Source organism: Brevundimonas sp. (genome assembly GCF_041648615.1).
Lineage (GTDB): Bacteria > Pseudomonadota > Alphaproteobacteria > Caulobacterales > Caulobacteraceae > Brevundimonas.
Genome location: NZ_JBAZOS010000001.1, coordinates 25,845 through 49,859, shown reverse-complemented (window position 1 = coordinate 49,859; position 24,015 = coordinate 25,845). Strand labels below are relative to the sequence as shown.

The following is a 24,015-nucleotide window of genomic DNA, read 5'->3' as shown; positions in this document are numbered from 1 at the left end:
AACGCCCCGGCCGAGGCGATGTTCCGGCGCCTCCGGCCTCAAGCGCAGCTATTGCTTCTTCAACGAGTCCGAAGCGGCGGCCGCACCGGCCTGGGCTGCGTCACCGGCTTTTTCGGCGGCGGCGACCGTCGCGTCAGCAGCCTGGTCGGCGGCCTCGGGCGCCTTGCCCTTCACGGTGGCGACGCCCTTGGCGATCCAGCCGTCCATGACGGCTCCGCCCTCAGCCAGCGAACGCTCCTTGACGCCCAGCACGGCCGTCAGCACGCCAAACAAGGCCAGAAGGGTCACGATGATCCCTACCAGCGGATTGCCCGAACGGCGTTTGGAGCGCGCCCACACCGGGCTGTGCTCTCCATCATCCGCCATGCGGACCGGTTCAGAAAAACGCATACAAGACCCCCGTCTCTACCCATGAAGCATCGGCGCCCGCGTCTGACGGGGCGCCGTCCGGACCTGACACAGGCCCGCCCCGCATTATAGAGGTGGAACCGCAACGCTTATCCAGCGTTCTCACCGCAGGGGCGAACCCAAGGGATGAAGGACATACCCATGAACAAGGCAATCATCGCGATCGCGGCTACCGGCCTGCTGGCCAGCGCCTGTGCAAGCGACGGCTACGGCGGCACCAATGGGACGGTTCGTCAGGGCGCGATCGGCGCCGGCCTCGGCGCGGTCGCCGGCGCCATCATCGGCAACAACGTCGGCAGCGGCAACGCCGGAACCGGCGCGGCCATCGGCGCCGTCGTCGGCGGCGCGGCGGGCGCCATTCGCGGCTCGCAGCAGGACCGCGCCAACCAGCAACGCTACCGCGACAGCCAGAACCGCTACTACTATTGCTACGATGGCCGTCAGGACGAATGCTATTGGGAGAATGGCCAGCGTCGCTACTAGGCGCAGGCTTTTCGACTGAATATCAGGGCGGTTCGTCGACTGGCGGGCCGCCCTTTTCACGGGTTGATGGAGGGGTGAGGATGAAGCGAGCAATTCTGGGGCTGGGTCTGGCGGCGGTGGCTGTGGCGGGCTGCAGCATGACGGGGTTCAAGAACCGCAGCGATCTGGTGGCGGAGCCGTCGGCCTGCGTCGAAAAGCGGTTCGAGGTCTATTTCGCCGACAGCGAGGCGCGGCTGACGGAGTCGGCGCGCCAGGCCATCGGCATGACGGCGGCGCAGCTGCAGGGCTGCGACATCCGCAAGGTGCAGGTGCTGGGTCTGTCCGATGCGCGGGGCGGCGCCGCCGCGAACCAGGACCTGTCGGAGCGCCGGGCCCAGGCGGTGGCCGAGGCGCTGACGGCGGCCGGCTGGCCGGCGCCCGTGTTCGACGTCGACGCGGCCGGCGATACCGGCGCCGAAACCCCCGGCGGGGTGCGCGAACCGATGCGCCGCCGCACCGAAGTGCTGATCGACGCCGTTCCGCGGCGCTGAGGCGACGCGCCGCTGGTGACGCGACGGGGTCGGGGCGGCTAAGGTCGCGCCGACGCCTCGTGGAGCCCGCGTGTCCCTGTTTTCCCGAATCCTGATCGCCGCCCTGCTGTGGGCGTTCGCCGGCGCGGCCATGGCGCAGCCCGCGGCCATGGCCGGGCCGCAGCGGACCGAGCGGATCGAGGCAGAACTGGTCCCGATGTCGGCCTGGGCCGCGCCGGGATCGACGGCCGTGATCGCGGTGAAACAGACCATCCAGCCGGGATGGCACACCTACTGGCGCAACCCCGGCGACTCCGGCGGGGCCACGACCCTGACCTGGACCGCCCCGCAAGGCGTCAGGCCGGGGGAGATCGTCTGGCCTCTGCCGCAACGCCAGCGGCTGTCGGGCCTGATGAACTACGGCTATTCCGGCGAGGTCTGGCTGCCGGTTCCGGTCGAGATCCCCGCCACGGCGCGCCCGGGGACGGTGCTGCCCCTGACCGTCAAGGCGCTGTTCCTCGTCTGCAGCGCCGAGATGTGCGTGCCGGACGAACTGACCCTGCGCCTGGACCTGCCGGTGCGCGAGGGCGCCGCGCCGCTGGACGCGCGCCACGGCGCCGCGATCACGCGCGTGCTGGAGACGGCGCCGCGGCCGGCGGGGATCGAGGCGCGCATCGTGATGGACAACGGGGCCCTGATGCTCAGCGCCGCCGGCGGGCCGCTGGCCGGGCGCGATCCTGGACCGAGCTATTTCTTCCCCTTCGAGGGCGGGGTGATCGACCATCCGGCCGCCCAGGCCGGCGCCTGGGGCCCGCGGGGGCTGACGCTGCGGCTGCAGCCGGGCGGGGCGACGCGGGCGGACGGCCTGTCGGGTCCGGTCGCGGGCGTGCTGGCCACGGCCCAGGGCGCCTTCGAGATCACCGCCGAACCCGGGGCGGCGCTGGCCGGAACCTCCGGGTCGGGCGATCTGGAGGCCGCCCCTGATGGCGACGCAGCGGCCGGGTCTGCGGCAGGGACCGGTCCGGCGATCTTCGTCCAGGCCGTGCTGTTCGCGATTCTGGGCGGATTGATCCTGAACCTGATGCCCTGCGTCTTCCCCATACTGGCGATGAAGGCGGCGGCGCTGGCGGCCTCGGCGCATGACGCGCGCCACGCCCGGCGCGACGGCCTGGCCTTTCTGGCGGGGGTGCTGACCACGTTCCTGCTGCTGGCGGGCGGACTGCTGGCCCTGCGCGCGGCGGGCGAGGCCGTGGGCTGGGGCTTCCAGCTGCAGTCGCCGCCGGTGACGGCGGGGCTGGCCCTGCTGATGCTGGCCGTGGCCCTGAACCTGTCGGGCGTCTTCCACGTCGGCGCCGGGCTGCAGGGCGCCGGATCGGGACCGCTGGCGCGTCTGCCCGGCGGGCTCGGCGCATTCTTCACGGGCGTGCTGGCGGTCGTGGTGGCGGCCCCGTGCACCGCCCCCTTCATGGCCTTCGCCCTCGGGGCGGCGCTGGTGATGCCGTGGCCGATGGCCCTGCTGGTCTTCCTGGGGCTGGGGCTGGGGCTGGCCCTGCCCTATCTGGCTCTCAGCCTGGCGCCGGGCCTGTTGAGCCGCCTGCCGCGGCCCGGGCCGTGGATGGACCGGCTGAAGGGGCTGCTGGCCTTCCCCCTGTATGCGACGGCCCTGTGGCTGGCCTGGGTGTTCAGCCGCCAGACGGGGGCCGACGCCCTGGCCCTGCTGTTCGCAGCCAGCGTGCTGCTGGCGCTCGGACTGTGGCTGGCCGGCGGGGCCCAGGCCGAGCGCGCGGCCGGTCGGCGCGGCGTGCTGCATCTGGCGACGGGCGTCGTCGCCCTTGTTCTGGCCCTGGGCGCGGGCTGGCTCGCGGCCGTCCTGCCCGCGGAAATCCCCGTCACCGAGCCAGGCGATTCCCCGGCCGGGCCGCGAGCCGCCACATGGTCGCCCGCCGCCGTCGAGGCGGCGCTGGCCGAGGGGCGGCCGGTGCTGGTCAACTTCACCGCCGACTGGTGCGTGACCTGCAAGATCAACGAGCGGACCTCCCTGACCTCGCCCGCCGTGGCGGCGGCCCTGGAGCGGGCTGACGCCGTCTATCTGGTCGGCGACTGGACCCGGCGCGACGACGCCATCACCACTGAACTGCAGCGCCACGGCCGGTCGGGCGTGCCGCTGTATCTGCTGTATTCGCCGGGGTCCGCCGGGCCGCGCATCCTGCCCCAGCTGCTGACCGAGGGGGTCGTGATCGAGGCCCTGAAGCCCGCCGGAGACTGAACCCGCGCCACGCTTGTGGCGCCGCGGGAGCGGGAATCGGCCAATCCGGGCGGGCCCAAGGTCATTTCGGGGCGGCCGAAACAATCCGACACCGGTCGTGTTAGCCAATCGGTGCGAGCCCTCCCCGCTCGCTTGGATAAGGCTGAAATCATGCGAAAGACCGCACTCCTCACTGGCGTCGCCGGCTTGCTGTTCATGACCGCTCCCGCGTTCGCCCAGGACGCCGCCACGCAAACGCCGCCGGCTCCGGCGACGCAACCGGCTCCCGCCACGGCGACCCCGCCCGCGGCCGAACCGCAGAACCTGACCCTGCAGCCCGGGTCCGACGTCAAGGGTTCGGACGGAGTCGTGCTGGGCAGGCTTGAAGGCGCCCGCAACACCGAAGCCGGTCAGGAGCTGACCGTGCGCGACGCCGACGGCGAACTTCGCGGCATTCCGGTCTCCGGCGGCGTGCGCCAGGACGGCGCCGGCGTCGCCGTGGGCTGGTCCAGCGCCCAGTTCTCGGCCGCCGCGGCGATCGAGGATGAAGCGACTCCGGCTTCCGACGACGCCGCTCCGGTCGAGCCGACCGCGCCGACGGAAGGCAGCATGCCGACCGAGCCCGGCGCGACCGAGCCCACGCCGGTGGCCCCTGCCCCGGACTCCGACGAAGCCGCGGCGCCGGACAAACCCGGCGCCTGATCCTTTGATCGCGGCATGAAAAAAGGGCGGCTCCGGATGGAGCCGCCCTTCGTCCGTTCAGACAGGCGAAGCGTTTAGCCGCGACGCTTGACCAGACCCACCAGGAACAACAGCAGGCAGGCGCCGAGGAAGGCGACCAGCAGCGTGATCAGGTTGAAGCCGCCGACGGCGATCCCCAGCAGGTTGCTGGCGATGAAACCGCCCAGCAGGGCGCCGATCACGCCGACGATCAGGTTGGTCACCAGGCCGTGGCTGCGGCCCATAACTTTTTCAGCCAGCCAGCCGGCGACGATGCCGATGACGATCCAGCCAATAATTCCCAAGCCCATGTGGTGTCTCCCTTTAAAGCCCAATGCTCTTTCGCGGTAATGCACGTGAACCGTAACGGTTGCGATGCAGGTCACAGAACGTCGCTCACCGATACTCCCCCGTCACGCGAGCGCGGCATGGTGCTTGCCGCGTGAGGGGCGAGCCGTCCCGCTTCGGGACAGCCTGCAACACGGGGAATAGGGGCCATGGCCACCGACATTGACCTGCACCTGGGACGCCGCCTGCGCCGCCGCCGGCGCCTGCTGGGCCTGACGCAACAACAGCTGGCCAACCAGGTCGGCATCCGCTTCCAGCAGATCCAGAAATACGAGTGCGGCGCCAACCGCATCTCGGCCGCCCGCCTGTGGCAGCTGGCCGAGGCGCTGGAATCGCCCGTCAGCTATTTCTACGACGGTCTGGAAGAAGCCATCGAGCGCCGCGAGGTCGCCAACCAGGGCGGCGAGATGTTTTCCCGCAAGGAAACGCTCGACCTGATCCAGGCCTATTATCAGCTGGACGAGAAGCCGCGCCGGCGCCTGCTGGATCTGGCCAAGTCGCTGCACGTCGAGGCCGACGCGGCGTAGGGAGTGGCGAGTGACGAGTGGCGAGGGCGGCCTGTGGTGGCGGTGTGATTGCGGGGCGATGACGGGTCTGCCTTGACTCGCCACTCGCCACTCGCCACTCGCCACTGCCATGACCGAGTTTGAACTGTTCGCCGCCGAACTGGCCCGCGAGGCCGCGCGCGTGTCCCTGCCCTATTTCCGGGGCGACTATGCGCAGTCCGACAAGGGCGGGCCGGGCGCCTTCGACCCGGTCACCCAGGCCGACCAGGAGGCCGAGGCCGCCCTGCGCCGGCTGATCGCCGCCCGCTATCCCGACCACGGCGTCATTGGCGAGGAATATGGCGAGGACCGGCCGGACGCCGACCACGTCTGGATCCTCGACCCCATCGACGGCACCCGCGCCTTCATGGCCGGCCTGCCGCTGTGGACCAATCTGATCGCCCTGAGGGTTGAAGGCCGCCCCACGGTCGGGGTGATCGGCCAGCCCTATCTGGATGAAATCTTCCTCGGCGGACCGTCGGGCGCGCGGCTGCTGCGCGGCGGGACGGAGACGGCGCTGGCCGTGCGGCCCTGCCCCCGGCTCAACGACGCCCTGATCGCCACCACCGACCCCGACCTGTTCACCGGGCCGGAACTGGGCGCCTGGACCCAGGTCAGGGCCGCCGCCCGTCTGGCCCGGCTGGGCTGCGACGCCTACGCCTACGCCATGCTGGCCGCGGGGCGGATCGACCTGGTCGCCGAGAGCGCCCTGAAGGTCTGGGACTGGTCGGCCCTGGTTCCGGTCATCGAGGCGGCGGGCGGCGCGGTCAGCAACTGGCGCGGCGAAACGCCGGACGGGAGCGGACAGATTCTGGCGGTCGGCGACGTGGGAATCCGGGAGCAGGCGCTGGTCACGCTGAGGCGGGCGGCGCTGTAGGACTCAGGCCGCTTCGATCGGCTCCGGGACCGGCTCCTTCACCGGCAACGGCGACAGGTCCTCGACCGGGGAGACATAGGCGGCCATGGCGTCGAACTCCTCGAGGAAGACGGCGCGCAGGTCGTCGGTCTCCATGATGACCTCGTGTTTGGCCCCCGGGATCTCGACATAGCGGCCGCGGCCCAGGCGTTTGGCGGCCCATTTGTTGGTCTGTTTCCAGACGCGGTCGTCCTCGCCCGCCTGAACGATGGCGACCGGAATCTGGACCGCCTTCAGGGCCCGGGGCTTGAGCGCGCGTTCGCCGGCGTCCAGCCCCACGGCCAGCCAGCCCCAGGTCGGGCCGCCGACGGCCAGGTGCGGGCAGGCGTACAGCTGTTGCCGCCACTGTTCGTAGCGGCTCTCGTCGGACGTCAGGGCGTCCTTTTCGAAGGTGTGGTCGAAGGGATCGTCGGCGTCGTCCAGCACATAGTCGCCCGCCTTGCCGTGACGCAGGTTCCAGCGCACCGCCAGCTTGACCGACCACATCGACCGCTTGCCCGTCTTGATGCGCAGCATGGGGCTGGTCAGGATCGCGCCCGAGACGCGGCTCTCGCCGCCCTGCAGGGTCATCAGGTTGAAGACGCCGCCCATCGAGTGGCCGACCATGACCCAGGGCTTGGGCGCGCGGCCCTCCCAGGCGTCCAGCAGGCGGGCGTAGTCGTCGAGGAATTCCTCGACCGCGCGGGCGTGGCCCTTGAGCCGGTCAGGCAGCAGCCGGGCCGACAGGCCCTGGCCGCGCCAGTCATGGGCCAGGACGCACCAGCCGCGGGCGAGGAAATTGCCGATGACCTCGAAATATTTCTCGATCGGTTCGGTGCGGCCGGGGCTGAGGATCACCGTGCCGCGCGGCTTCTTCGCGACCAGGGCCGACGGGGTCCAGAAGGCGGCGCGCAGGCGCAGGCCGCCGGCTCCGCGGAACCACTCGCCCGTTCCGCCCGGAGGCGCGGAGGCGCCCGGAACCCCCATCAGGGGCGCGTTGGCGGCATAGGCGACGGCTCGGTTCACTCTGGCTTCCTGAATCTCAAGGTCATGCGGTCACTCTCTCCGATGCGGTCATACTTCGACCGGTCGAAGGCCGGGTTCGGCGGCGAACCGCGCGGGGCGGTCAGCGACATCGGCGGCAGGGTCTCGACCCCGAACGGATGATCCTTGGTATCCCTTTCATTCGCGTTGATTTCCGAGGCGGCGACGAAGGCGAAGCCCGCTTCGGCCGCCAGTTGTCTGACGAAGGCCTCCTGGACGTAACCGTTCGCCGCGGCGGGGTCCTGATCCTCCTCGGGCCCCAGGCGGTGCTGTTCGACGCCGAGGACTCCGCCGGGACGCAGGGCGGCCCAGGCGTCGGCGAAGGCCTTTTCGGCGATGCCGGCGGCCATCCAGGCGTGGATGTTGCGCATGAACAGGACCATGTCGGCCGTGCCCGGGGCGGTGACGGGGCCCGAGGTCGGGCCGAAGGCGCTGAGCTCGATCTCGCCGTACAGGCGCTTGTCGGTCGTGAACCGCTGCTGGAAGGCGGCCATCAGGGCGACCTGGGACGGATCGGCGCCGGGGCCGGTCTGGAAGCCGGCGGCGACGTATTTGCCGGCGCCCTCGGCGAGGTACGGGGCCAGAATCTCGGTGTACCAGCCGCTGCCGGGCCAGAATTCGACCACCGTCATGCGCGGCTGGAGGCCGAAGAAGCGCAGCGTCTCCATCGGATGGCGGGCGGCGTCGCGAGCCTTGTCCTGGGCGCGCCAGGGGCCGGCGACGGCCCATTCCAGCGAGCCCTTGGGCGGGCCGTCGGGCGTCGGCGGGGGTTCGGCGGTCTTTTCCTCGCGGCCGCAGGCGGCGAGACCGGCGACGGCGAGGACCGCGACGCCGGACAGCAGGCCGCGGCGTGACAACGATCCTCGACGGCGTTCAACGGATTCAGCCATGCACGCTCCCCGCAGAGCGGCCCTGTCCGATCAGACGCCGCCCCGGCCCGCAGGCCTTAACCGTGTTCCCCGACCCCGTCAAAATGGTTCCCGGCATGGGCGCGGTCAGGCCGGCTTGCGGAATCGCAGGGTCATGCGGTCGCTTTCGCCGATAGCGTCGTATTCGGCGCGCTCGGCCTCGGTCAGGGGCGTGGGGCGATCGTTCGCATTGCCTTCGCGCGGCGCGCTGGTGCGGACGGGGGGCAGGGTCCAGACGCCATAGGGATGGTCGTGGTCGTCCCGGGGATTGGCGTTCAGCTCGCTGCGGGCCTCGAGTACGAAGCCGGCGGCCTGGGCGGCGTGGATGACGTAGCTTTCGGAGACATAGCCGGTGGGGGCGGTGTCGTCGGCGTTCAGCCCCTCGGCGCCGCGGTGCTGTTCGATCGCCAGGACGCCGCCCGGTTTCAGCGCCTTGAAGAAGGCGGCCATATAGGGGGCGGTGCGGCCGGCGCGGTGCCAGTTGTGCAGGGCCCGGGCGACGACGACCAGATCGGCCGTCCCGTCCGGCACGCCCATGCTCTCGGTCGGGCGGTTGACGGCGACATAGGTCCCGCCCGTGGCCTGGGCGTAGGGCTCCAGGATGTTGCGCCACCAGCCGGCGCGGCCCGGCTCGATCTCGACCACGGTCGACCCGGGCGTCAGGCCCCAGAAGGTCAGGGTCTCGAACGGATGGCGGTGGACGTCGCGGGCGATGTCGGCGGCGGGGCGGGCGTCCGAGCCGACGGCGGCCTGGAGGGCGGCGTCCTCCTGCAGGACCGGGGGCGTCATGGCGGCGCGGCGGACGGTGCGCTGGGCCGCCGTCTCGTTCAGGGCCGGAAGCGCCGGCAGGGCCTGGGCCGCGGCGATCGACGGCAGGGCGAGGGCGGTGGTCACGGCGAGGGCGAGCAGGCGCATGGGTGGCTCCACAAATGTGCGGGCGAACCCTACGGCCTCCGCGCACGGGAGCAAGCCTCGGGATCCGATGGCGACAGATTGGCGCGGTCTTGACGCCGAACGGAAGCTTCCCACATCCTGATCGAGGCCGCCGGTTCCGGGGCCTCCAGACCGGGCGGGGCCGATATTCGGACCGCCGGGGCTGAACTCCCACCGCCGTCCCGGGCTCCAAATCGCTGGGGCGGTTCAACCTTGCTGTTCCTCAGGAGGATGACCCATGCGTACCTATGATTTCACCCCGCTGTACCGTTCCGCCGTCGGCTTCGACCGTCTGGCCGGCCTGCTGGAAAGCGCCGCGCGCACCAGTCAGGAAAACGGCTGGCCGCCCTACAATATCGAGACGACGGGCGAGAACGCCTATCGCATCGAGGTGGCGGTCGCCGGCTTCAAGCCCGACGAACTGACCCTCGAGGTCAAGGAGAACCTGCTGACCGTCACCGGCCGCAAGACGGCCAATGACGACGCCGCCGGACGCACCTATCTGCATCGCGGCCTGGCCGAGCGCGACTTCGAGCGCCGGTTCCAGCTGGCCGACTATGTGGTGGTCAAGGGCGCCGACCTGGCCGACGGCCTGCTGTCGATCGAACTGGCCCGCGAACTGCCGGAAGCTCTCAAGCCCCGCCAGATCGAGATCAACACCGGCCAGCGGCTGATCGAAGGCAAGAAGTCCAAAGCCGCGTAAGCCACCCGGAGACTTGCCGAAAGGGCGGCGTTCGCGCCGCCCTTTTTTGTGCCTCAGATCCGGGAAACGGGCGCCGGCTCGGGCATGCCGCGCGCGCCGTGGACCGTGGCGTCGGTCAGGTCGGTCTGGGTCATGGTCGCGCCGTGCAGCATGGCCCGGCTGAGATCGGCGCCGGTCAGGACCGCGCGGCTGAGATCGGCGCCGGACAGGTCCGCGCCGCGCAGGCAGGCCCCGGTCAGGTCGGCGGGCAGCAGCCGGTCGGCGGCGATCAGGAGCGGCCCCAGCTTGGCGCCGCGCAGATCGGACCCGTTCAGCCGCGCCCGGCCCAGCCGCGCACCGCGCAGGTCCGCGCCCTTCAGATTGACCGAGCGCAGGTCCGCGTCCTCAAGATGGGCGCCCTGAAGCTGAACGCCCTCCATGTCGAGACCGTAGAAGACCGCGCCCTTGGCCGACAGGGCGGTCAGGTTATAGCCGTGGATGGAGCGCAGGGCCCGCAGGTCAACGCCGTCGAACACCGAGGGCCGGCCCTGGACGCCGCCCGTCTCGCACCACTGGGCGTGTTCGGCCAGCATCTCGGCGGCGGGCATCTTGCCGACGGGCGCGCCGGATGAGCGGTCGTCGGTGAGACAGCCGGCCATATTGGCCCCGTCGGTCCGCCACATGGCCATCTTGACCCCGACCAGGACCGCGTCGCGCATGTCCGCGCCCGAGAGGTCGGCGCCCGACAGATCGGCGCCGGCCAGATCCGCCCCGCGGAAGCTGGCCTGTTTCAGATTGGCCCGGACCAGCTTGCAGTCCTTCATGATGGCGTCGGAAAAGTCCGCCGCCACCGCGACGATCCCGGTCAGTTTGGAGCGCTCCAGATTGGCTCCGGCCAGGCAGGCCCCCTGGGCCTGGGTGTCCTGACGCGACTTGGCCTCGACCACGCGGAAGCCCAGCTTGGCGTCGGCGGCGGCGATCGTGCCCTCGCGCAGATCGGCCTCGAACAGATCCGCGCCGCTGAGGTTCGCGCCCCGCAGGCAGGCGCCGCGAAGATCGGCCCTGCGCATGCTGGCGTCGATCAGGATGCAGTCCTGCATGTCGGCGCCGAAGAAGGTGGCGTTGTCGAGCTTCGCCCCGGTCAGGTCGGTCCCGTGCAGGGAGGCGGCGGCGAAGTCCGCATCGGCCAGGTTGCGGCCGGCGAGGCTGAGGCCGGAGAGGTCCATCCAGGCGAGGACGGCCCGGGCGCCACCCGGCTTCGCTTGCCACAGGCGATCGTGCCGGGCGCAGATGGCGTCCAGTTCAGTCTGGTCGAGACGCCGTTTGGCGCGGGAAGAGGCGGTGGGGGCGGGCGACATGGTCCCGTTCTGGCACGGCGGCGCTTAAGGAAGATTGAAATGGTTACCGGCGGAGCCTTGTCCCGCCGCTCACTGGATTTCCGGCCCGCAGCCTCGCTGTCAGGCCGTCAAAAGACCCTGGGCCTGAAGGGCGTCGGCCAGTTCGCCGGGCCCGACCCAGACCCTTGTATAACCGGCCTCGCCGAGGCGTTGAAGCTCCGTCGTCAGATCGGCCTTGGCCGAGGCGGCGAAGCGGGCGTCGAAGCCCGCGCCGTCCTCGCTGACGCGGACCATGGGACGGCCGGTCTCGACCCGGTGCAGATAGCCCTCGTAGAGAACCGCCGCCTCCCGGGCCAGCAGGCCGGTCTCGACCTCGAGCCCCGCCTTGCGCAGCCTTTCGACGCCGCGGCCCGCCGCGAAGGGCGAGGGATCGACGGCGGCGACGACGACGCGGCTGACGCCGGCGTCCATCAGGAAGTGGGAACAGGATTTACGGCCCGACGACCGGGCGCCGCAGGGCTCCATGGTGACATAGGCGGTGGCGCCGCGGGCCTTGTCGCCGGCGGCGGGGGCGGCCTGTTCCTCGGCGTGAGGCCGGCCGCCGGGCGCGGTCGCGGCCTCGGCGACCACCTCGCCGTCCCTGACAATGACGCAGCCGACCGACGGATTGGGCCAGGTCTCGCCCATGCGCGCCCGGGCCAGCTCGATGGCCCGGGCCATGAAGCGGATGTCGTCCGAGGCCTGCCGCGCGGTGGTCATGCGGGGATGTCCGGCAGGTCCGTCGCCCGCTCCGCGTCCAGATAACGGGCGGCGACCGGCTTCAGATCGGGGTCGAGGTCGATTTCGAGCGGATTGCCGGTCGGAATCTCGACGCCGACGATCCGGTCGTCCGGCACGGCGAACAGGTGTTTGACGATGGCCCGCAAGGAGTTGCCGTGGGCGGCGATCAGCACGTCCTGACCGGCCTTCAGCCGCGGCGCGATCTCGGCCTCCCAATAGGGCAGGACGCGGTCCAGCGTGGTCTTGAGACTTTCGGTGTCGGGGATGGCCTGGCCGGCGTAGCGCGGATCGCCGGCGAAATCCCATTCGCCGCCGGGCGTCAGGGGCGGGGGCGGAATGTCGTAGCTGCGGCGCCAGATCTTCACCTGGGCGTCGCCGTGCAGGGCCGCCGTCTCGGCCTTGTCGAGCCCGGTCAGGCCGCCGTAGTGGCGCTCGTTCAGGCGCCAGTCCTCGATCACGGGGATGTCCTTGAGCCCGGCGGAATCCATCGCCAGGGCGCCGGTCCGCTTCGCGCGCTTCAGCACCGAGGTGAAGATGACGTCCGGCGTGAAACCGGCCCGGGCGATCAGTTCGCCGCCGCGCCGCGCCTGGGCCTCGCCCTCGGCCGTCAGGTCGACGTCGACCCAGCCGGTGAAACGGTTCTCGAGGTTCCACTGGCTTTGGCCATGGCGCAGCAGGATCAGGCGGGGCATTCAGGTCTCCGAACGGGACTCCGGGCGTAGGACCGGCGGCGGCGTGGGTCAAGCCGACGCCCGGCGGCGAAGGCCCCGTTGCAGCCAAGAACCGGGGCGGGCGTTGTTGTGGCCCCGGGACCGCCTGCTATACCGGGCCCGCTTCCGAACAGGACCCGATCATGATCAAGCCCCGCCAGGACCTTCGCCCCAACACGGCCGACTATGAGACCGTGCCCCTGGTGAAGCCGACGGGCTTCCGCGAATACGACGCGCGCTGGATCCTTGAGAAGGAGATCAATCTCCTGGGCATCCAGGCGCTGGGCCTCGGCCTGGCGACCTATGTCCACGAGATCGGCCAGACTCCGCGCATCGTCGTCGGCCACGACTACCGCTCCTATTCCCTGTCGGTGAAACAGGCGCTGATCCTCGGCCTGCTGGAAGGCGGGATGGAGGTGCTGGATATCGGCCTGGCCCTGTCGCCGACGGCCTATTTCGCCCAGTTCGAGCTGGACGCGCCGTGCGTCGCCATGGTCACCGCCAGCCACAACGAAAACGGCTGGACCGGGGTGAAGATGGGAGCCCAGCCGCCGCTGACCTTCGGCCCCGACGAGATCGGCCGGCTGAAGGACATCGTGCTGAACGGCGAGGGCGTGGGTCGCAAGGGCGGGTCGCTGACCCGGATCGAGGGCTTCCGCGAGGCCTATCTGGCCGACATCGTCTCCAAGGTGAAGCTGACCCGGCCGATCAAGGTCGTGGCCGCCTGCGGCAACGGCACGGCCGGCGCCTTCGCCCCCGAGGCCCTGCGCCGGATGGGGGCCGAGGTGATCGAGATGGACACCGAGCTGGACTACACCTTCCCCAAATACAATCCGAACCCGGAAGACCACGCCATGCTGATGCAGATGGCGGCCAGGGTGCGCGAGACGGGGGCCGACCTGGCCCTGGGCTTCGACGGCGACGGCGACCGCTGCGGCGTGGTGGACGACACGGGCGAGGAGATCTTCGCCGACAAGATCGGCCTGATGCTGGGCCGCGACCTGTCGGCCCTGTATCCGAACGCCACCTTCGTCGTCGATGTGAAATCGACCGGCCTGTACAAGACCGATGAGGTGCTGAAGGCCAATGGCGCGACCACCGTCTACTGGAAGACGGGCCACAGCTACATCAAGCGCAAGACCGCCGAGCTGGGCGCCCTGGCCGGGTTCGAGAAGTCGGGGCACTTCTTCTTCAATGCGCCGCTGGGCCATGGCTATGACGACGGCATCGTCGCGGCGGGCGCGGTGCTGGCCATGCTGGACCGCAATCCCGGGAAGAAACTCAGCGAGCTGAAGGCCGCCCTGCCCGACGCCTGGACCTCGCTGACGATGAGCCCCCATTGCGACGACGAGCTGAAGTACGAGGTGCTGGAGCGGATCGTGGCCGAGTATCAGGCCCTGGCCGACGCCGGCGGCTCGATCCTGGGCCGCAGGATCGTCGAGGCCATCACCGTCAACGGCGTGCGGGTGCACCTCGAGGACGGCTCATGGGTGCTGGTCCGGGCCTCCTCGAACAAGCCGGAGCTGGTGGTGGTGGTCGAAAGCATGCGCTCGGCCGACGACATGCGGGCGCTGTTCCACGACGAGGTGAAGCCGCGGCTGGCGAAATATCCCGAGGTCGGGGCGTATAATCAGGAGATCTGACCCACCCCAAACCGTGCATCCCCGCGAAGGCGGGGACCCAGGTTTGAGCGGCAGACAGAGCGGTTGGGCTAACCGACGCTCGTTCAAGCGCCGGTGGCGAGGCTAAAGCCTGGGTCCCCGCCTTCGCGGGGATGCACGGTGTTTTGCTGTCTACCGCGGCGCCCGCTTCGCCAGTATCCGCTGCAGGGTCCGCCTGTGCATCCCCAGCCTCCGCGCCGTTTCCGAGACGTTGTGGTCGCACAGTTCGTAGACGCGCTGGATATGCTCCCAGCGGACCCGGTCGGCGCTCATCGGATTTTCGGGCGGCTCGGGCGCCTCGCCGGTCGAGAGCAGGGCCTTGACCACGTCGTCGGCGTCGGCGGGCTTCTGCAGATAGTCGACGGCGCCGGCCTTGACCGCCGCCACGGCGGTGGCGATGGCGCCGTAGCCGGTCAGCATGACGATGCGGGCGTCCTCGCGCCGCTCGCGGATGGCCTCGACGATCTTGAGGCCGTTGCCGTCCTCGAGCCGCATGTCCAGCACGGCGAAGGCGGGGACCGAGGTCTTCAGGGCTTCATGGGCCTCGGCCAGGGAGGCCGCGAGGGTGACGACGAAGCCCCGGCTCTCGAGCGCGCGGCCCAGACGGGTGCGCAAGGCGTTGTCGTCATCGAGCACCAGCAGGGTCTTGTCGGCGAGGGCGGCGATCCGGTCTTCGGCGTCGGGCATCTGGGTCTCCTGGAGGCTCAAGTCAGTAACAGTACGGCTGCGGTCAAGGTTCGGCTGCGGGGGTGCGACATCACGACGGAATCTCGAGCGCGGGCCGGGGCCAGCGCACGGCGACGCGGGCGCCCCTGGGCTGGCCCTTGCCGCCCTCGCCGGCGCCGACGAAGACCTTGCCCCCCGTGCGCTCCAGCAGGGTGCGGGCGATGAAGAAGCCCAGACCCATGCCGCCCTGGCTGGGGGCGATGGCCTCGGGCTCGGGGGCCGGGGCGCCCTTTTTCGCCTTGCGGCCCGGGGTGGCGGCGGCGACCGAGGCGGCGATCTGGGCGGCCAGGGCGCGGCGCGCCTTGCCCTGGGGCCGGCTGGTCACATAGGGCTCGCCCAGACGCGGCAGGATGTCGGCGGGGAAGCCGGGGCCGTCGTCGACCACCTCAATCTCGATGAAGCCGGCGTCGACCATGGCGCGGACCCGGACCCGGGAATGGGCGAAATCAGCGGCGTTCTCGACCAGGGTCGACAGGCCGTGGACGACCTCGGGCAGGCGGCGGACGCGGGGGGCGGGTTCGCCCGAGGCGGTGCGGACCTCGACCTGGAAGTCCAGATCGAAGCCGCGGTGGGGCTCGATGACTTCTTCCAGCAGGGCCTTGAGGCCGACCTCGGCGAAGGCGGAATCGCCCTCCTCCGGCTGCTGCGACAGGCGTTTGAGGATGTCGCGGCAGCGTTCGGCCTGCTGCAGGATCAGGGCGGCGTCCTCGGCGGCGGCGCCCCCCTTGGCCGAGGCGCGCAGCAGCTCGCGGGCCACGACCTGGATGGTGGCCAGGGGCGTGCCCAGCTCGTGCGCGGCGGCGGCCGCCAGCCCGCCGAGGGCCGCCAGCCGCTGCTCCCGCTGCAGCACGTCCTGGGTGGTGGCGAGGGCCAGCTCCAGCTTCTCGGCGTCGGCGGCGACCCGCCAAGCATAGGCCGAGGTGAAGATGACGCCGGTGAACAGGGCCAGACCGATGCCGAAGCGATACAGCGGCGGCAGGTTCAGCTCGGTGCCGGCCTGCCACGGCAGGGGCATGGAGAAGAAGAACAGGGTGGTGGTGGCGACCAGCACCAGAAAGCCCATGAAGGCCGCCTGACGGCCCGGCAATGAGGCGGCGGCCACGGTCACGGGCGCCACCAGCAGCAGGCAGAACGGGTTCTGCAGGCCGCCGGTCAGGGCCAGCAGGATCGACAGCTGCAGGATGTCGAAGCCCAGATGCGCCGCCGTCATCCGCCCGTCGGGCAGGGAGCCGTCGACGCGCTTCAGCCGGGCGGTGGCGTTCAGGTTCATCGCCACGCTGGCCGCGATCACGGCCAGACAGCCCCACAGCGGCAGGTCGAAATGGAAATAGAGGGTGGCGATGGCCACGGTGAGGGTCTGGCCCGCGATGGCCATCCAGCGCAGGATGACGAGGGTGCGCAGGCTGAGGCCCCGGCTGCGGCGCGGCATGTTGCGCCATCCGGAAAAACGGCCGGGATCGTCCGGCGCGAATCGCGACGCCGACTGCGGCAAGAGAGGGTCTTGGGACAGGCTCACCGGTCTTCTATAGACCGGTCGCGCGCGCGGTGCGCGTTTTCAAGGGGGGCCGTGATGCCGCGCCGTTCCATCCTGCTGTTCGCCGGGGCCGCCATCGCCCTGGCGGTCGCCATCGCCGTCTCGACCATCGTGGTGGTCAACCAGCGCGAAGGCGCGATCCCGCCGATCGACAGCTCGACCGGCCAGCCCTCCGTGGGCGGGCCGTTCCAGCTGGTCGACCAGGACGGTCAGGCGGTCGACCAGACGATGCTGGACGGCAAGTGGTCGCTGGTCTTCTTCGGCTTCACCTATTGCCCCGACTATTGCCCCACCACCCTGACGGCGCTGGAGGCGACGAAGCGGCAGCTGGGCGACAGGGCGAAGGACCTGCAGATCGTCTTCATCTCCATCGATCCCGAGCGGGACACGCCGCAGGCGCTGAAGGACTATCTGTCATCCGACGGCTTCCCGCAGGGCGTCATCGGCCTGACGGGCTCGGCGGACCAGGTGAAGGCGGCGGCGGACGTCTACCGCGCCTACTATCAGAAGGTCGGAGAGGGCGAGGGCTACACCATGAACCACTCGCTGACCGTCTATCTGATGGGGCCGGACGGCAAGTTCCGCAGCGCCCTGGCCCACGATCTGGGGCCGCAACGGGCCGCTGAGGTGATCGAACGGGCCATGGCGCGGGGGTAGCGAACGCTCTCCCTCCCCTTCATGGGGAGGGATGTCGGCGCGAAGCGACGACAGGGTGGGGTACGACAGGGCAGCGCCAGACCGTGCGGCGGTTCCCCACCCGTCTGCTTCGCGGCCACCCTCCCCGCGAGGGGGAGGGAGAAAGCATGGCCCTGATAATCTTTTTGCAGTGCGGTGCGTTCTATGGTGCTCTGCCGCGTAACGGCGGGGGCCGCTTCAAGGATTCCATGCTCTATTCGCTTCACGAGCTCGCCTATCATTCGGCGACACCCTTCCGGTTCGGGGCCCATATGGCCCGCCAGTTCTGGAGTTCTCCGTTCAATCCGGCGTCGGACACCGCGATCGCCCGTACGGCCTTCGCCTCGGCCGGGCTGTTCGAGAGTGTGACGCGCCGTTACGGCAAGCCCGCCTGGGGGCTTGAGACCATCACCGTCGGCGACCGGACCGTGCGGACCACCGAACAGGTCGTCTGGTCCTCGCCCTGGTGCCGGCTGGTGCGGTTCGCGCGCCATATCGGCGACGTGAAGCGGGCCGGCAAGCCGGCCGCGGCGCCGGCGGTGCTGATCGTGGCGCCCTTGTCGGGCCACTACGCCACCCTGCTGCGCGGCACGGTCGAGGGCTTCCTGCAGGACCACGACGTCTATGTCACCGACTGGACCAACGCCCGCCAGGTGCCGATGCTGGAGGGGCGGTTCGACTTCTTCGACTATATCGACCACGTCCGCACCATGCTGGCCGTGATCGGGCCGCGCGCCCACGTCGTCGGCGTCTGCCAGCCGGGTCCGCCGGTGCTGGCCGCCTGCGCCCTGATGGCCGAGGACGAGGATCCCAATCGTCCGGCCTCGATGACCTTCATGGGCTCGCCGATCGACGCGCGCCTGTCGCCGACGGTGACCAACCAGCTGGCGGAGGACAAACCCTTCACCTGGTTCAAATCGAACATGATCCACACCGCCCCCTGGCCCTATCCGGGCTTTGGACGGCGGGTCTATCCAGGCTTTGTCCAGCTCTACAGCTTCATGTCGATGAACGAGGAACGCCATCGCGACGCCCACCGCGAGTATTTCCAGGACCTGGTCGACGGCGATGGCGACGGGGTCGAGAAGCACGAGGAATTCTACAATGAATATCTGTCGGTGCTGGACCTGACAGAGGAATTCTATCTCCAGACCATCGACATCGTCTTCCAGCAGCACCTGCTGCCCCGCGGCCTGCTGGAGCACCGGGGACGCAAGGTCGATCTGACGAAGATCACCGACATCGGGCTGATGACGGTCGAGGGCGCCAAGGACGACATCTCGGGCGTGGGCCAGACCCAGGCGGCGCATACCGTGTGCAGCGCCCTGCCGGACGATCTGCGCACCCTGTATGTCCATCCCGACGTCGGTCATTATGGCGTGTTCAACGGACGCCGGTTCCGCGACGATATCTATCCGGCGGTGCGCGATTTCATCGCCAGACACGAGGCCATCAGTGCAGTACCGGAACGGGCAGCGGCTGCCGCCTGAAGGACCTGACCGCCTCGGCGTCGCCGCGCGGCTGTCGGTCAATCCGCGCGCCCGGCGGCTTTCGATCCGCATCGACGCGCGCGCGGGAGAGGCGGTGCTGATCGCGCCCTCGGAGCGCAAGCTGGCCGACGTCGTCGCCTTCGCCCGCACCAAGGCGTCCTGGATGCGCGATCGTCTGGCCGAGCGGCCGCACGGGACGCCGCTGGCGCCGGGAGCGGTCATCGACCTGTTCGGTCAGCCGACGCGGCTGGTCGCCACGGGCGGCGCCGGGGCGGCCCGGCTGACCGAGGACGCGGACGGCCCGGTGATCGTCTCGGGCGGCGAGGGCGAGGCCTACGCCCGGCGGGTCGAGAACCTGTTCAAACGGGTGGCGCGGGACACGCTGCAGACCCGCACCGACGTGCATCTGCGCACCCTGGGCCAGCGGCCGGTGAAGATGTCGATCGCCGATCCCAAATCGCGCTGGGGCTCGTGCAGCCCGCACAATCGCAGCATCCGCTACAGCTGGCGCGTGGTCATGGCCCCGCCGGCGGTCATCGACTATCTGGCCGCCCACGAGGTGGCCCATCTGGTCCACGCCGACCATAGCCCGGCCTATTGGTCGGTGGTGCAGCGGCTGGTCGGCGACCATCGCCCGTTCCGCAAATGGCTGCGCGACAACGGGCCGGCGCTGCACGCGGTGGGGCGCTGACCGCTCCTCCCCATGAGCGGAGCGAATGGGGAGGAGACCACATACGCCAGGGGAACAGCGGTCGGCCTTTGTCCCGGATGTATCACTTGTCGCCCTTGTCCCGGTAGCGATGTCCCGGTTATCCAGCCCGGATTGTCCCGGTCGGAAAGGCTTCAGAAGAACAGCGGGTCGGCCTTCTTCTCGGGTTGCGCGACCGGCTCGGGGCGCTGGTCCGGGACATCGCGCTGGGGCTGGGGCGCGGTCGGACGGACGACGGGCGGACCGGGCTCCGGGCGCCGCGGCTCGAGCGTCGGCTGGTCCTCGGGCGGGACGGACTCGTCGGCCGGCGGGCTGTCGCCGAACAGGTCGCCGATCTCGCCCAGCAGGTTTTCGACGGGACTGACGGGCGCCTGCCAGCCTTCGGGCATGGCCGGGCCGTTGGGTATGGCCGGGGCGTTCAGGCGCGGCAGGGCCGCCTCCATGAAGCCGCGCCAGATGGCCGCCGGGGACGAGCCGCCGGTGACGCCGCGCATGGCCGTATTGTCGTCCTTGCCGACCCAGACGGCGGTGACGAAGCCGCCGGTGTAGCCGACGAACCAGGCGTCCTTGTAGTCCGAGGTGGTGCCGGTCTTGCCCGCCACGTCGCGGCCGGCGATGGCCGCCGAGCGGCCCGTGCCCGAGGTCATGACGCCGCGCAGCATCTGGTTCTGGTAGTAGAGGAAGGGGTTGGAGATCGCCTGCACCGCGCCGTCGGCCCGGGCCGAGCGCTGGTAGATCACCCGCCCCTGCGGCGTGCGGATGCGGCTGATGCCATAGGCGCGGACGCGCTTGCCGCCGTTGGCGAAGGCGTCGAAGGCCTGGGCCATCTCCATCGGCGAGACCTCGACGGCGCCCAGGGCCATGGCGGGCTCGAGGCCGATGCGGCTGGTGATGCCGAGGCGGCGGGCGGTGCGGGCGACGTTGTCGCGGCCGATCTGGTCGGCGAGACCGGCGGCGACCGTGTTGGTCGACTGGGCCACGGCGTTGGCCAGGCTCATCTCGCCGGCGAAGGTCCCCGAATAGTTGCGCGGCGACCAGTTGCCGATGCGGATCGGCGCGTCATTGACCCGCGTTTCGGGCGTGTAGCCGCTTTCCAGCGCGGTCAGATAGACGAAGGGCTTGAAGGCCGAGCCGGCCTGGCGGCGGGCGTCGACGGCGCGGTTGAACTGGCTGTCGGCATAGGAGGCCCCGCCGATCATGGCCCGCACCCGGCCGTCGCCGTCGAGCGCGACCAGGGCCGCCTGCTGCACGCCCTTGGACCTGTCGCGCACGAGGATGCGATGCACCGCCCGCTCGGCCTGGGTCTGCAGGGTCAGGTCCAGGGTGGTCTCGACCACCATGTCCTCGGTCGGTTCGCCGACCAGCTCGCGGATCTGCTTGTCCAGCCAGTCGATGAAATACTGCGCATGCTGACTCGACAGGGTGCGCGACACCCGCACGGGCGAGGCCGCGGCCTCGGCGCGCTGTTCCGGGGTGATGACGCCGGCGTCGACCATTTCGTTCAGCACCACGGTGGCGCGGACCCCGGCCCGTTCGCTTTCGGACACCGGCGAATAGCGGGAGGGGGCCTTGAGCAGGCCGGCCAGCAGCGCGGCCTCGCCGACGGTCAGGTCCTTGGCGCCCTTGTCGAAATAGCGTTGCGACGCGGCCTCGATGCCATAGGCGCCGGCGCCGAAATAGACGCGGTTCAGATAGAGGGCGAGGATCTCTTCCTTGGAGAATTTCATCTCCAGCCAGACGGCCAGCATCAGCTCCTGGACCTTGCGCTTGATGTTCTGGTCCGGGCTGAGGAACAGGTTCTTGGCCAGCTGCTGGGTCAGGGTCGAGCCGCCCTGGACCACCCGCCCGGCGCGCATGTTGGCGGCCATGGCGCGGGTCATGCCGACGGGGTCGAAGCCGGGGTGGTGGTAGAAGCGCCGGTCCTCGATGGCGATGAAGGCGGCGGGGACATAGTCCGGCAGGGCGGCGAGGTCCGCCGGCGGGGCCTGCTGGGTGCCGCGCACGGCGATCAGGGCCCCGTTGCGGTCCAGATAGGTGATCGAGGGCTGGCGATCGACATTGTACAGGGTCGCGGTGTCGGGCAGGTCGCGGGCGAACACCGCGAAGAAGACCACCAGGAAGATCAGGCCCCAGACGGCCAGGACCGCGGCCCAATAGACCAGCCTCTGCACCGGCGTGCGCGCGGGCCGGGGACCGCCGGCGTCGCCGCCGCGTCCGAAGCTGAAGCCGGAACCCGCCATGAAAACCTCATCTGACCCTGACCGGTCCTAGCCGATCAGGCCGTCAACGGAAACGCCCCCGTACCGATCACAGGACTGTGAGGGTCGTTTCCGCCGAAACCATGACGCTTTGACCGCCTATTCTAAAAACGCGTTCACCTCGGCGGCGAATACGGCGGGCTGGTCCAGCATGATGAAGTGGGCGCTGTCGTCGATGCGCTTGAGCTTTGCCGAGGGCAGGGTCGCGTAGGAGGCCTGGTAGATGCCGTCGACCATCATGTCGGTCATGCGCGGGTCGTTGAACTTCACATACACGACCGTGGTCGGGGCCGTGATCCGCGGCAGTTCGGGCCGAAGATCGGTGACGATGAGCTCCCGGAAGGCCGACGCCGAGACGGCCCGGTCGCTTTTCGCCGTGTCTTCCAGCGGACCGGCGCGCAAGGACTCAGTGTTGATCATGCCGGTGACGGAGGCGGCGGCCTGCTGGCGGTAGCCTTCCTCGGGGCCTGCGGTCATGGCCGTGTAGATCTGGTCGGCCATGGGGGCGACGCTTTCCGCCGTGGCGCCCGGCGCGCCGAACATGGCGCCCATGAACGGCACCATGTCGACCACCATCAGCTTGCCGACGCTGTCGGGATGACGGGCGGCCAGCATCATGCCGATGGTCCCGCCCATCGAATGGCCGATGACGGCCGGCTTGTTCAGCCCCTGTTCGGCGATGTAGCGGGCCAGGTCCTCGGCCACGGGGGCCGAGACGGGACCCGTGGCGTTGTCCTCGGCGGCCGCGCCGGCGAAGCCCTGGATGTGGACGCGGTGGACGCGGTACCGGCCCTTCAGGTCTTCCGTCAGACCGTCCCAGACCTCAGGCGAGGACGACAGGCCGGGAATCAGGATGACGTCGCCGACCGGGTGCTCGGGCCCGTCGACGCGGACGTGAAAGCGGCCGGACTCAAAGGCGGCGTGGGCGTGGCCGTGGGCGGCGGGGGCGCTCTGAGCCTGGGGTTCATGCTGATGCTCCTGCGCCAGGGCGGGGGTGGCGAGGATGGCGAGCGCTCCGGTGAGAGCGGCGGAAAGCGCCGCGGCGGCGGTCATGGTCTTCATGGTCGGATCCCCGAATGCACGGGCGATGCGCCCGTCCCTGTCCCTAAGTCGCCGTAGAGGGCGCGAACGGATGCAGCCGGTCAAGACTTCGCGCATCCAGCCCGCTAAACTGATCCCATGAACCCAGCCGACAGCGCCCCCGTTTCCGCAAAATCGCCCGAGGCCAAGGCCCCGCCGACCGCCTTCGGCCAGGGCTTTGTGCAGGACGCCTGGTATTTCGTCGCCCTGTCGCGCGACGTGGCGCCGGCGTCGCTGAAGCGCCACGAGCTGCTGGGCGAACCGGTGCTGATCGGCCGGACGCGGGCGGGTCAGGTCTACGCCATGCGCGACATCTGCCCGCACCGCGCCGCGCCGCTGTCGGCCGGGCGGCTGGTCGAAAAGCCGGGCGAGGGCGAGACGATCGAGTGCTGCTATCACGGCTGGCGCTTCCGGCCCGACGGGGTCTGCGCCGCCATTCCCTCGCTGGTCGAGGCGCAGGCCTATGAGCCGGACCGCATCCGGGTGCGCAGCTATCCGGTGCGCGAGAGCCAGGGGATGGTGTTCGTCTGGGCCGCCTCGGACCCGCGCAATCCGGCCGAACCGGACCATGAGCCGCCGCAGTTCCCCGGCGTCGTCGGCGGCGGCGCGAAGCTGGTCGAATGGATGGATTTCGACGCCCACATCGACCACGCCGTCGTCGGCCTGATGGATCCGGCCCACGGCCCCTATGTGCATCAGCAATGGTGGTGGCGATCCGAGCATTCGATGCACGAAAAGGCCAAGGCCTTCGAGCCGCGCGACCAGGGCTTCGCCATGGTGCGGCACGCGCCGTCGTCGAACAGCCGGGCCTACAGGATCCTCGGCGGGGCGCCGGCGACCGAGATCACCTTCCGCCTGCCGGGCTATCGCTGGGAGCATATCCAGGTGGGGCCGAAACAGGTGCTGGCCCTGACCTGCCTGACGCCCGTCAGCGAGACGAGGACGCGGATCACCCAGATCTTCTGGTCCGACCACTGGGTGTTCGCGCTCGCCAGGCCGTTCCTGAGACTCGGCGTGGTCGCCTTCCTGAAACAGGACGGCGGCATGGTGAACCTGCAGAACGAGGGGCTGCGCTACGACCCGGCCCTGATCTGGATCGACGACGCCGACAAGCAGGCCAAATGGTACCAGCAGCTGAAGCGCGAATGGATCCGCAGCCGCGCCGAGGGTCGGCCGTTCGCCAATCCGGTCAAGCCGGCAGTTCTGCGCTGGAAAAGCTGAAGGCCGCGGCCTGATCCTGTCTCCTCCCTGTCGGCGCAGCCGATGGGGAGGTGGATCGTCGGCGCAGCCGGCGAGACGGAGGGGGCGACTCGATGCGAGGGGATCAGCGATCCA

General features: G+C 70.2%; 24 protein-coding genes. 12 read left to right on the top strand and 12 right to left on the bottom strand.

The features are described 5' to 3' along the window. Window positions 1-48: 48 nt before the first annotated feature. Complete coding sequence (locus tag WC555_RS00255) at window positions 49-366, bottom strand: hypothetical protein (protein ID WP_373250221.1); 318 nt, start codon at window positions 364-366, stop codon at window positions 49-51. Window positions 367-549: 183 nt separating this feature from the next. Between WC555_RS00255 and WC555_RS00250 the strand changes: the two genes are divergently transcribed. The 4 genes from WC555_RS00250 (at window position 550) to WC555_RS00235 (ending at window position 4,347) form a co-directional block, all read left to right on the top strand. Continuing rightward, a complete protein-coding gene (locus tag WC555_RS00250) occupies window positions 550-891 on the top strand; it encodes a YMGG-like glycine zipper-containing protein (RefSeq protein ID WP_373250220.1) in 342 nt (113 codons plus the stop codon). Window positions 892-971: 80 nt separating this feature from the next. Then, entirely contained in the window at window positions 972-1,421 is a 450-nt protein-coding gene (locus WC555_RS00245) for an OmpA family protein (protein WP_373250219.1), read from the top strand. 130 nt (window positions 1,422-1,551) lie between these two features. Then, window positions 1,552-3,666 carry a protein-disulfide reductase DsbD family protein gene (locus tag WC555_RS00240; RefSeq protein ID WP_373250462.1) on the top strand — a complete coding sequence of 705 codons (2,115 nt, stop codon included), beginning with the start codon at window positions 1,552-1,554 and terminating at the stop codon, window positions 3,664-3,666. Window positions 3,667-3,861: 195 nt separating this feature from the next. Then, window positions 3,862-4,347: a superoxide dismutase gene (locus WC555_RS00235; protein WP_373250218.1), complete on the top strand. Its 486-nt coding sequence runs from the start codon at window positions 3,862-3,864 to the stop codon at window positions 4,345-4,347. Window positions 4,348-4,421: 74 nt separating this feature from the next. Here WC555_RS00235 and WC555_RS00230 read toward each other — a convergent pair whose 3' ends face one another. Further along, window positions 4,422-4,676, bottom strand: coding sequence for a GlsB/YeaQ/YmgE family stress response membrane protein (locus tag WC555_RS00230; RefSeq protein WP_373250217.1), 255 nt, complete (start codon window positions 4,674-4,676; stop codon window positions 4,422-4,424). A 186-nt stretch (window positions 4,677-4,862) separates the two neighbouring features. Here WC555_RS00230 and WC555_RS00225 point away from each other — a divergent pair, with 186 nt between their 5' ends. Both WC555_RS00225 and hisN read left to right on the top strand, forming a co-directional pair. Continuing rightward, window positions 4,863-5,240 (top strand): helix-turn-helix domain-containing protein, encoded by a 378-nt coding sequence (locus WC555_RS00225; protein WP_373250216.1) that lies wholly within the window; start codon window positions 4,863-4,865, stop codon window positions 5,238-5,240. A 109-nt stretch (window positions 5,241-5,349) separates the two neighbouring features. Then, window positions 5,350-6,135 carry a histidinol-phosphatase gene (gene hisN, locus WC555_RS00220; RefSeq protein WP_373250215.1) on the top strand — a complete coding sequence of 262 codons (786 nt, stop codon included), beginning with the start codon at window positions 5,350-5,352 and terminating at the stop codon, window positions 6,133-6,135. 3 nt (window positions 6,136-6,138) lie between these two features. Here hisN and WC555_RS00215 read toward each other — a convergent pair whose 3' ends face one another. The 3 genes from WC555_RS00215 to WC555_RS00205 form a co-directional block, all read right to left on the bottom strand. After that, a complete protein-coding gene (locus WC555_RS00215) occupies window positions 6,139-7,179 on the bottom strand; it encodes an alpha/beta fold hydrolase (RefSeq protein ID WP_373250214.1) in 1,041 nt (346 codons plus the stop codon). After that, window positions 7,176-8,087 carry a class I SAM-dependent methyltransferase gene (locus tag WC555_RS00210; RefSeq protein WP_373250213.1) on the bottom strand — a complete coding sequence of 304 codons (912 nt, stop codon included), beginning with the start codon at window positions 8,085-8,087 and terminating at the stop codon, window positions 7,176-7,178. Before WC555_RS00210 ends, WC555_RS00215 begins: the two co-directional genes overlap by 4 nt. 105 nt (window positions 8,088-8,192) lie before the next feature. Next, the gene (locus WC555_RS00205) at window positions 8,193-9,020 is read right to left on the bottom strand and encodes a class I SAM-dependent methyltransferase (protein ID WP_373250212.1); all 828 of its coding nucleotides are present in this window, start codon (window positions 9,018-9,020) and stop codon (window positions 8,193-8,195) included. Window positions 9,021-9,276: 256 nt separating this feature from the next. Between WC555_RS00205 and WC555_RS00200 the strand changes: the two genes are divergently transcribed. Next, window positions 9,277-9,741 (top strand): Hsp20 family protein, encoded by a 465-nt coding sequence (locus WC555_RS00200; protein WP_373250211.1) that lies wholly within the window; start codon window positions 9,277-9,279, stop codon window positions 9,739-9,741. Window positions 9,742-9,794: 53 nt separating this feature from the next. Here the strand turns inward: WC555_RS00200 and WC555_RS00195 are convergent, their stop codons facing one another. The 3 genes from WC555_RS00195 to gpmA form a co-directional block, all read right to left on the bottom strand. Beyond that, window positions 9,795-11,078 (bottom strand): pentapeptide repeat-containing protein, encoded by a 1,284-nt coding sequence (locus WC555_RS00195; protein WP_373250210.1) that lies wholly within the window; start codon window positions 11,076-11,078, stop codon window positions 9,795-9,797. Between the two features lie 99 nt (window positions 11,079-11,177). Then, entirely contained in the window at window positions 11,178-11,816 is a 639-nt protein-coding gene (locus WC555_RS00190) for a bifunctional diaminohydroxyphosphoribosylaminopyrimidine deaminase/5-amino-6-(5-phosphoribosylamino)uracil reductase RibD (RefSeq protein WP_373250209.1), read from the bottom strand. After that, window positions 11,813-12,529 (bottom strand): 2,3-diphosphoglycerate-dependent phosphoglycerate mutase, encoded by a 717-nt coding sequence (gpmA, locus tag WC555_RS00185; RefSeq protein ID WP_373250208.1) that lies wholly within the window; start codon window positions 12,527-12,529, stop codon window positions 11,813-11,815. The genes WC555_RS00190 and gpmA overlap by 4 nt, the downstream gene beginning before the upstream one ends. Before the next feature lie 161 nt (window positions 12,530-12,690). Between gpmA and WC555_RS00180 the strand changes: the two genes are divergently transcribed. After that, on the top strand, window positions 12,691-14,190 hold the full coding sequence (locus WC555_RS00180) for a phosphomannomutase/phosphoglucomutase (protein ID WP_373250207.1): 1,500 nt from the start codon (window positions 12,691-12,693) through the stop codon (window positions 14,188-14,190). Between the two features lie 150 nt (window positions 14,191-14,340). On the opposite strand, the gene WC555_RS00175 is transcribed toward WC555_RS00180, so the two are convergent. Next, complete coding sequence (locus WC555_RS00175) at window positions 14,341-14,895, bottom strand: ActR/PrrA/RegA family redox response regulator transcription factor (protein ID WP_373250206.1); 555 nt, start codon at window positions 14,893-14,895, stop codon at window positions 14,341-14,343. 70 nt (window positions 14,896-14,965) lie between these two features. Then, window positions 14,966-16,363 carry an ActS/PrrB/RegB family redox-sensitive histidine kinase gene (locus tag WC555_RS00170; protein WP_373250205.1) on the bottom strand — a complete coding sequence of 466 codons (1,398 nt, stop codon included), beginning with the start codon at window positions 16,361-16,363 and terminating at the stop codon, window positions 14,966-14,968. Window positions 16,364-16,504: 141 nt separating this feature from the next. On the opposite strand from WC555_RS00170, the gene WC555_RS00165 reads away from it, so the two are divergent. From WC555_RS00165 to WC555_RS00155, 3 genes are all read left to right on the top strand, one after another. Beyond that, window positions 16,505-17,125, top strand: a complete 621-nt coding sequence (locus WC555_RS00165) for an SCO family protein (RefSeq protein ID WP_373250204.1) — start codon at window positions 16,505-16,507, stop codon at window positions 17,123-17,125. Between the two features lie 227 nt (window positions 17,126-17,352). Then, the gene (locus WC555_RS00160; RefSeq protein ID WP_373250460.1) at window positions 17,353-18,633 is read left to right on the top strand and encodes a polyhydroxyalkanoate depolymerase; all 1,281 of its coding nucleotides are present in this window, start codon (window positions 17,353-17,355) and stop codon (window positions 18,631-18,633) included. Next, on the top strand, window positions 18,599-19,324 hold the full coding sequence (locus WC555_RS00155) for a M48 family metallopeptidase (RefSeq protein WP_373250203.1): 726 nt from the start codon (window positions 18,599-18,601) through the stop codon (window positions 19,322-19,324). Before WC555_RS00160 ends, WC555_RS00155 begins: the two co-directional genes overlap by 35 nt. Before the next feature lie 152 nt (window positions 19,325-19,476). On the opposite strand, the gene WC555_RS00150 is transcribed toward WC555_RS00155, so the two are convergent. Beyond that, window positions 19,477-21,582 (bottom strand): transglycosylase domain-containing protein, encoded by a 2,106-nt coding sequence (locus tag WC555_RS00150; RefSeq protein ID WP_373250202.1) that lies wholly within the window; start codon window positions 21,580-21,582, stop codon window positions 19,477-19,479. 117 nt (window positions 21,583-21,699) lie between these two features. Next, window positions 21,700-22,662, bottom strand: coding sequence for an alpha/beta fold hydrolase (locus WC555_RS00145; protein ID WP_373250201.1), 963 nt, complete (start codon window positions 22,660-22,662; stop codon window positions 21,700-21,702). A gap of 117 nt (window positions 22,663-22,779) precedes the next feature. On the opposite strand from WC555_RS00145, the gene WC555_RS00140 reads away from it, so the two are divergent. Further along, complete coding sequence (locus WC555_RS00140; protein WP_373250200.1) at window positions 22,780-23,901, top strand: Rieske 2Fe-2S domain-containing protein; 1,122 nt, start codon at window positions 22,780-22,782, stop codon at window positions 23,899-23,901. Window positions 23,902-24,015: the final 114 nt, after the last annotated feature.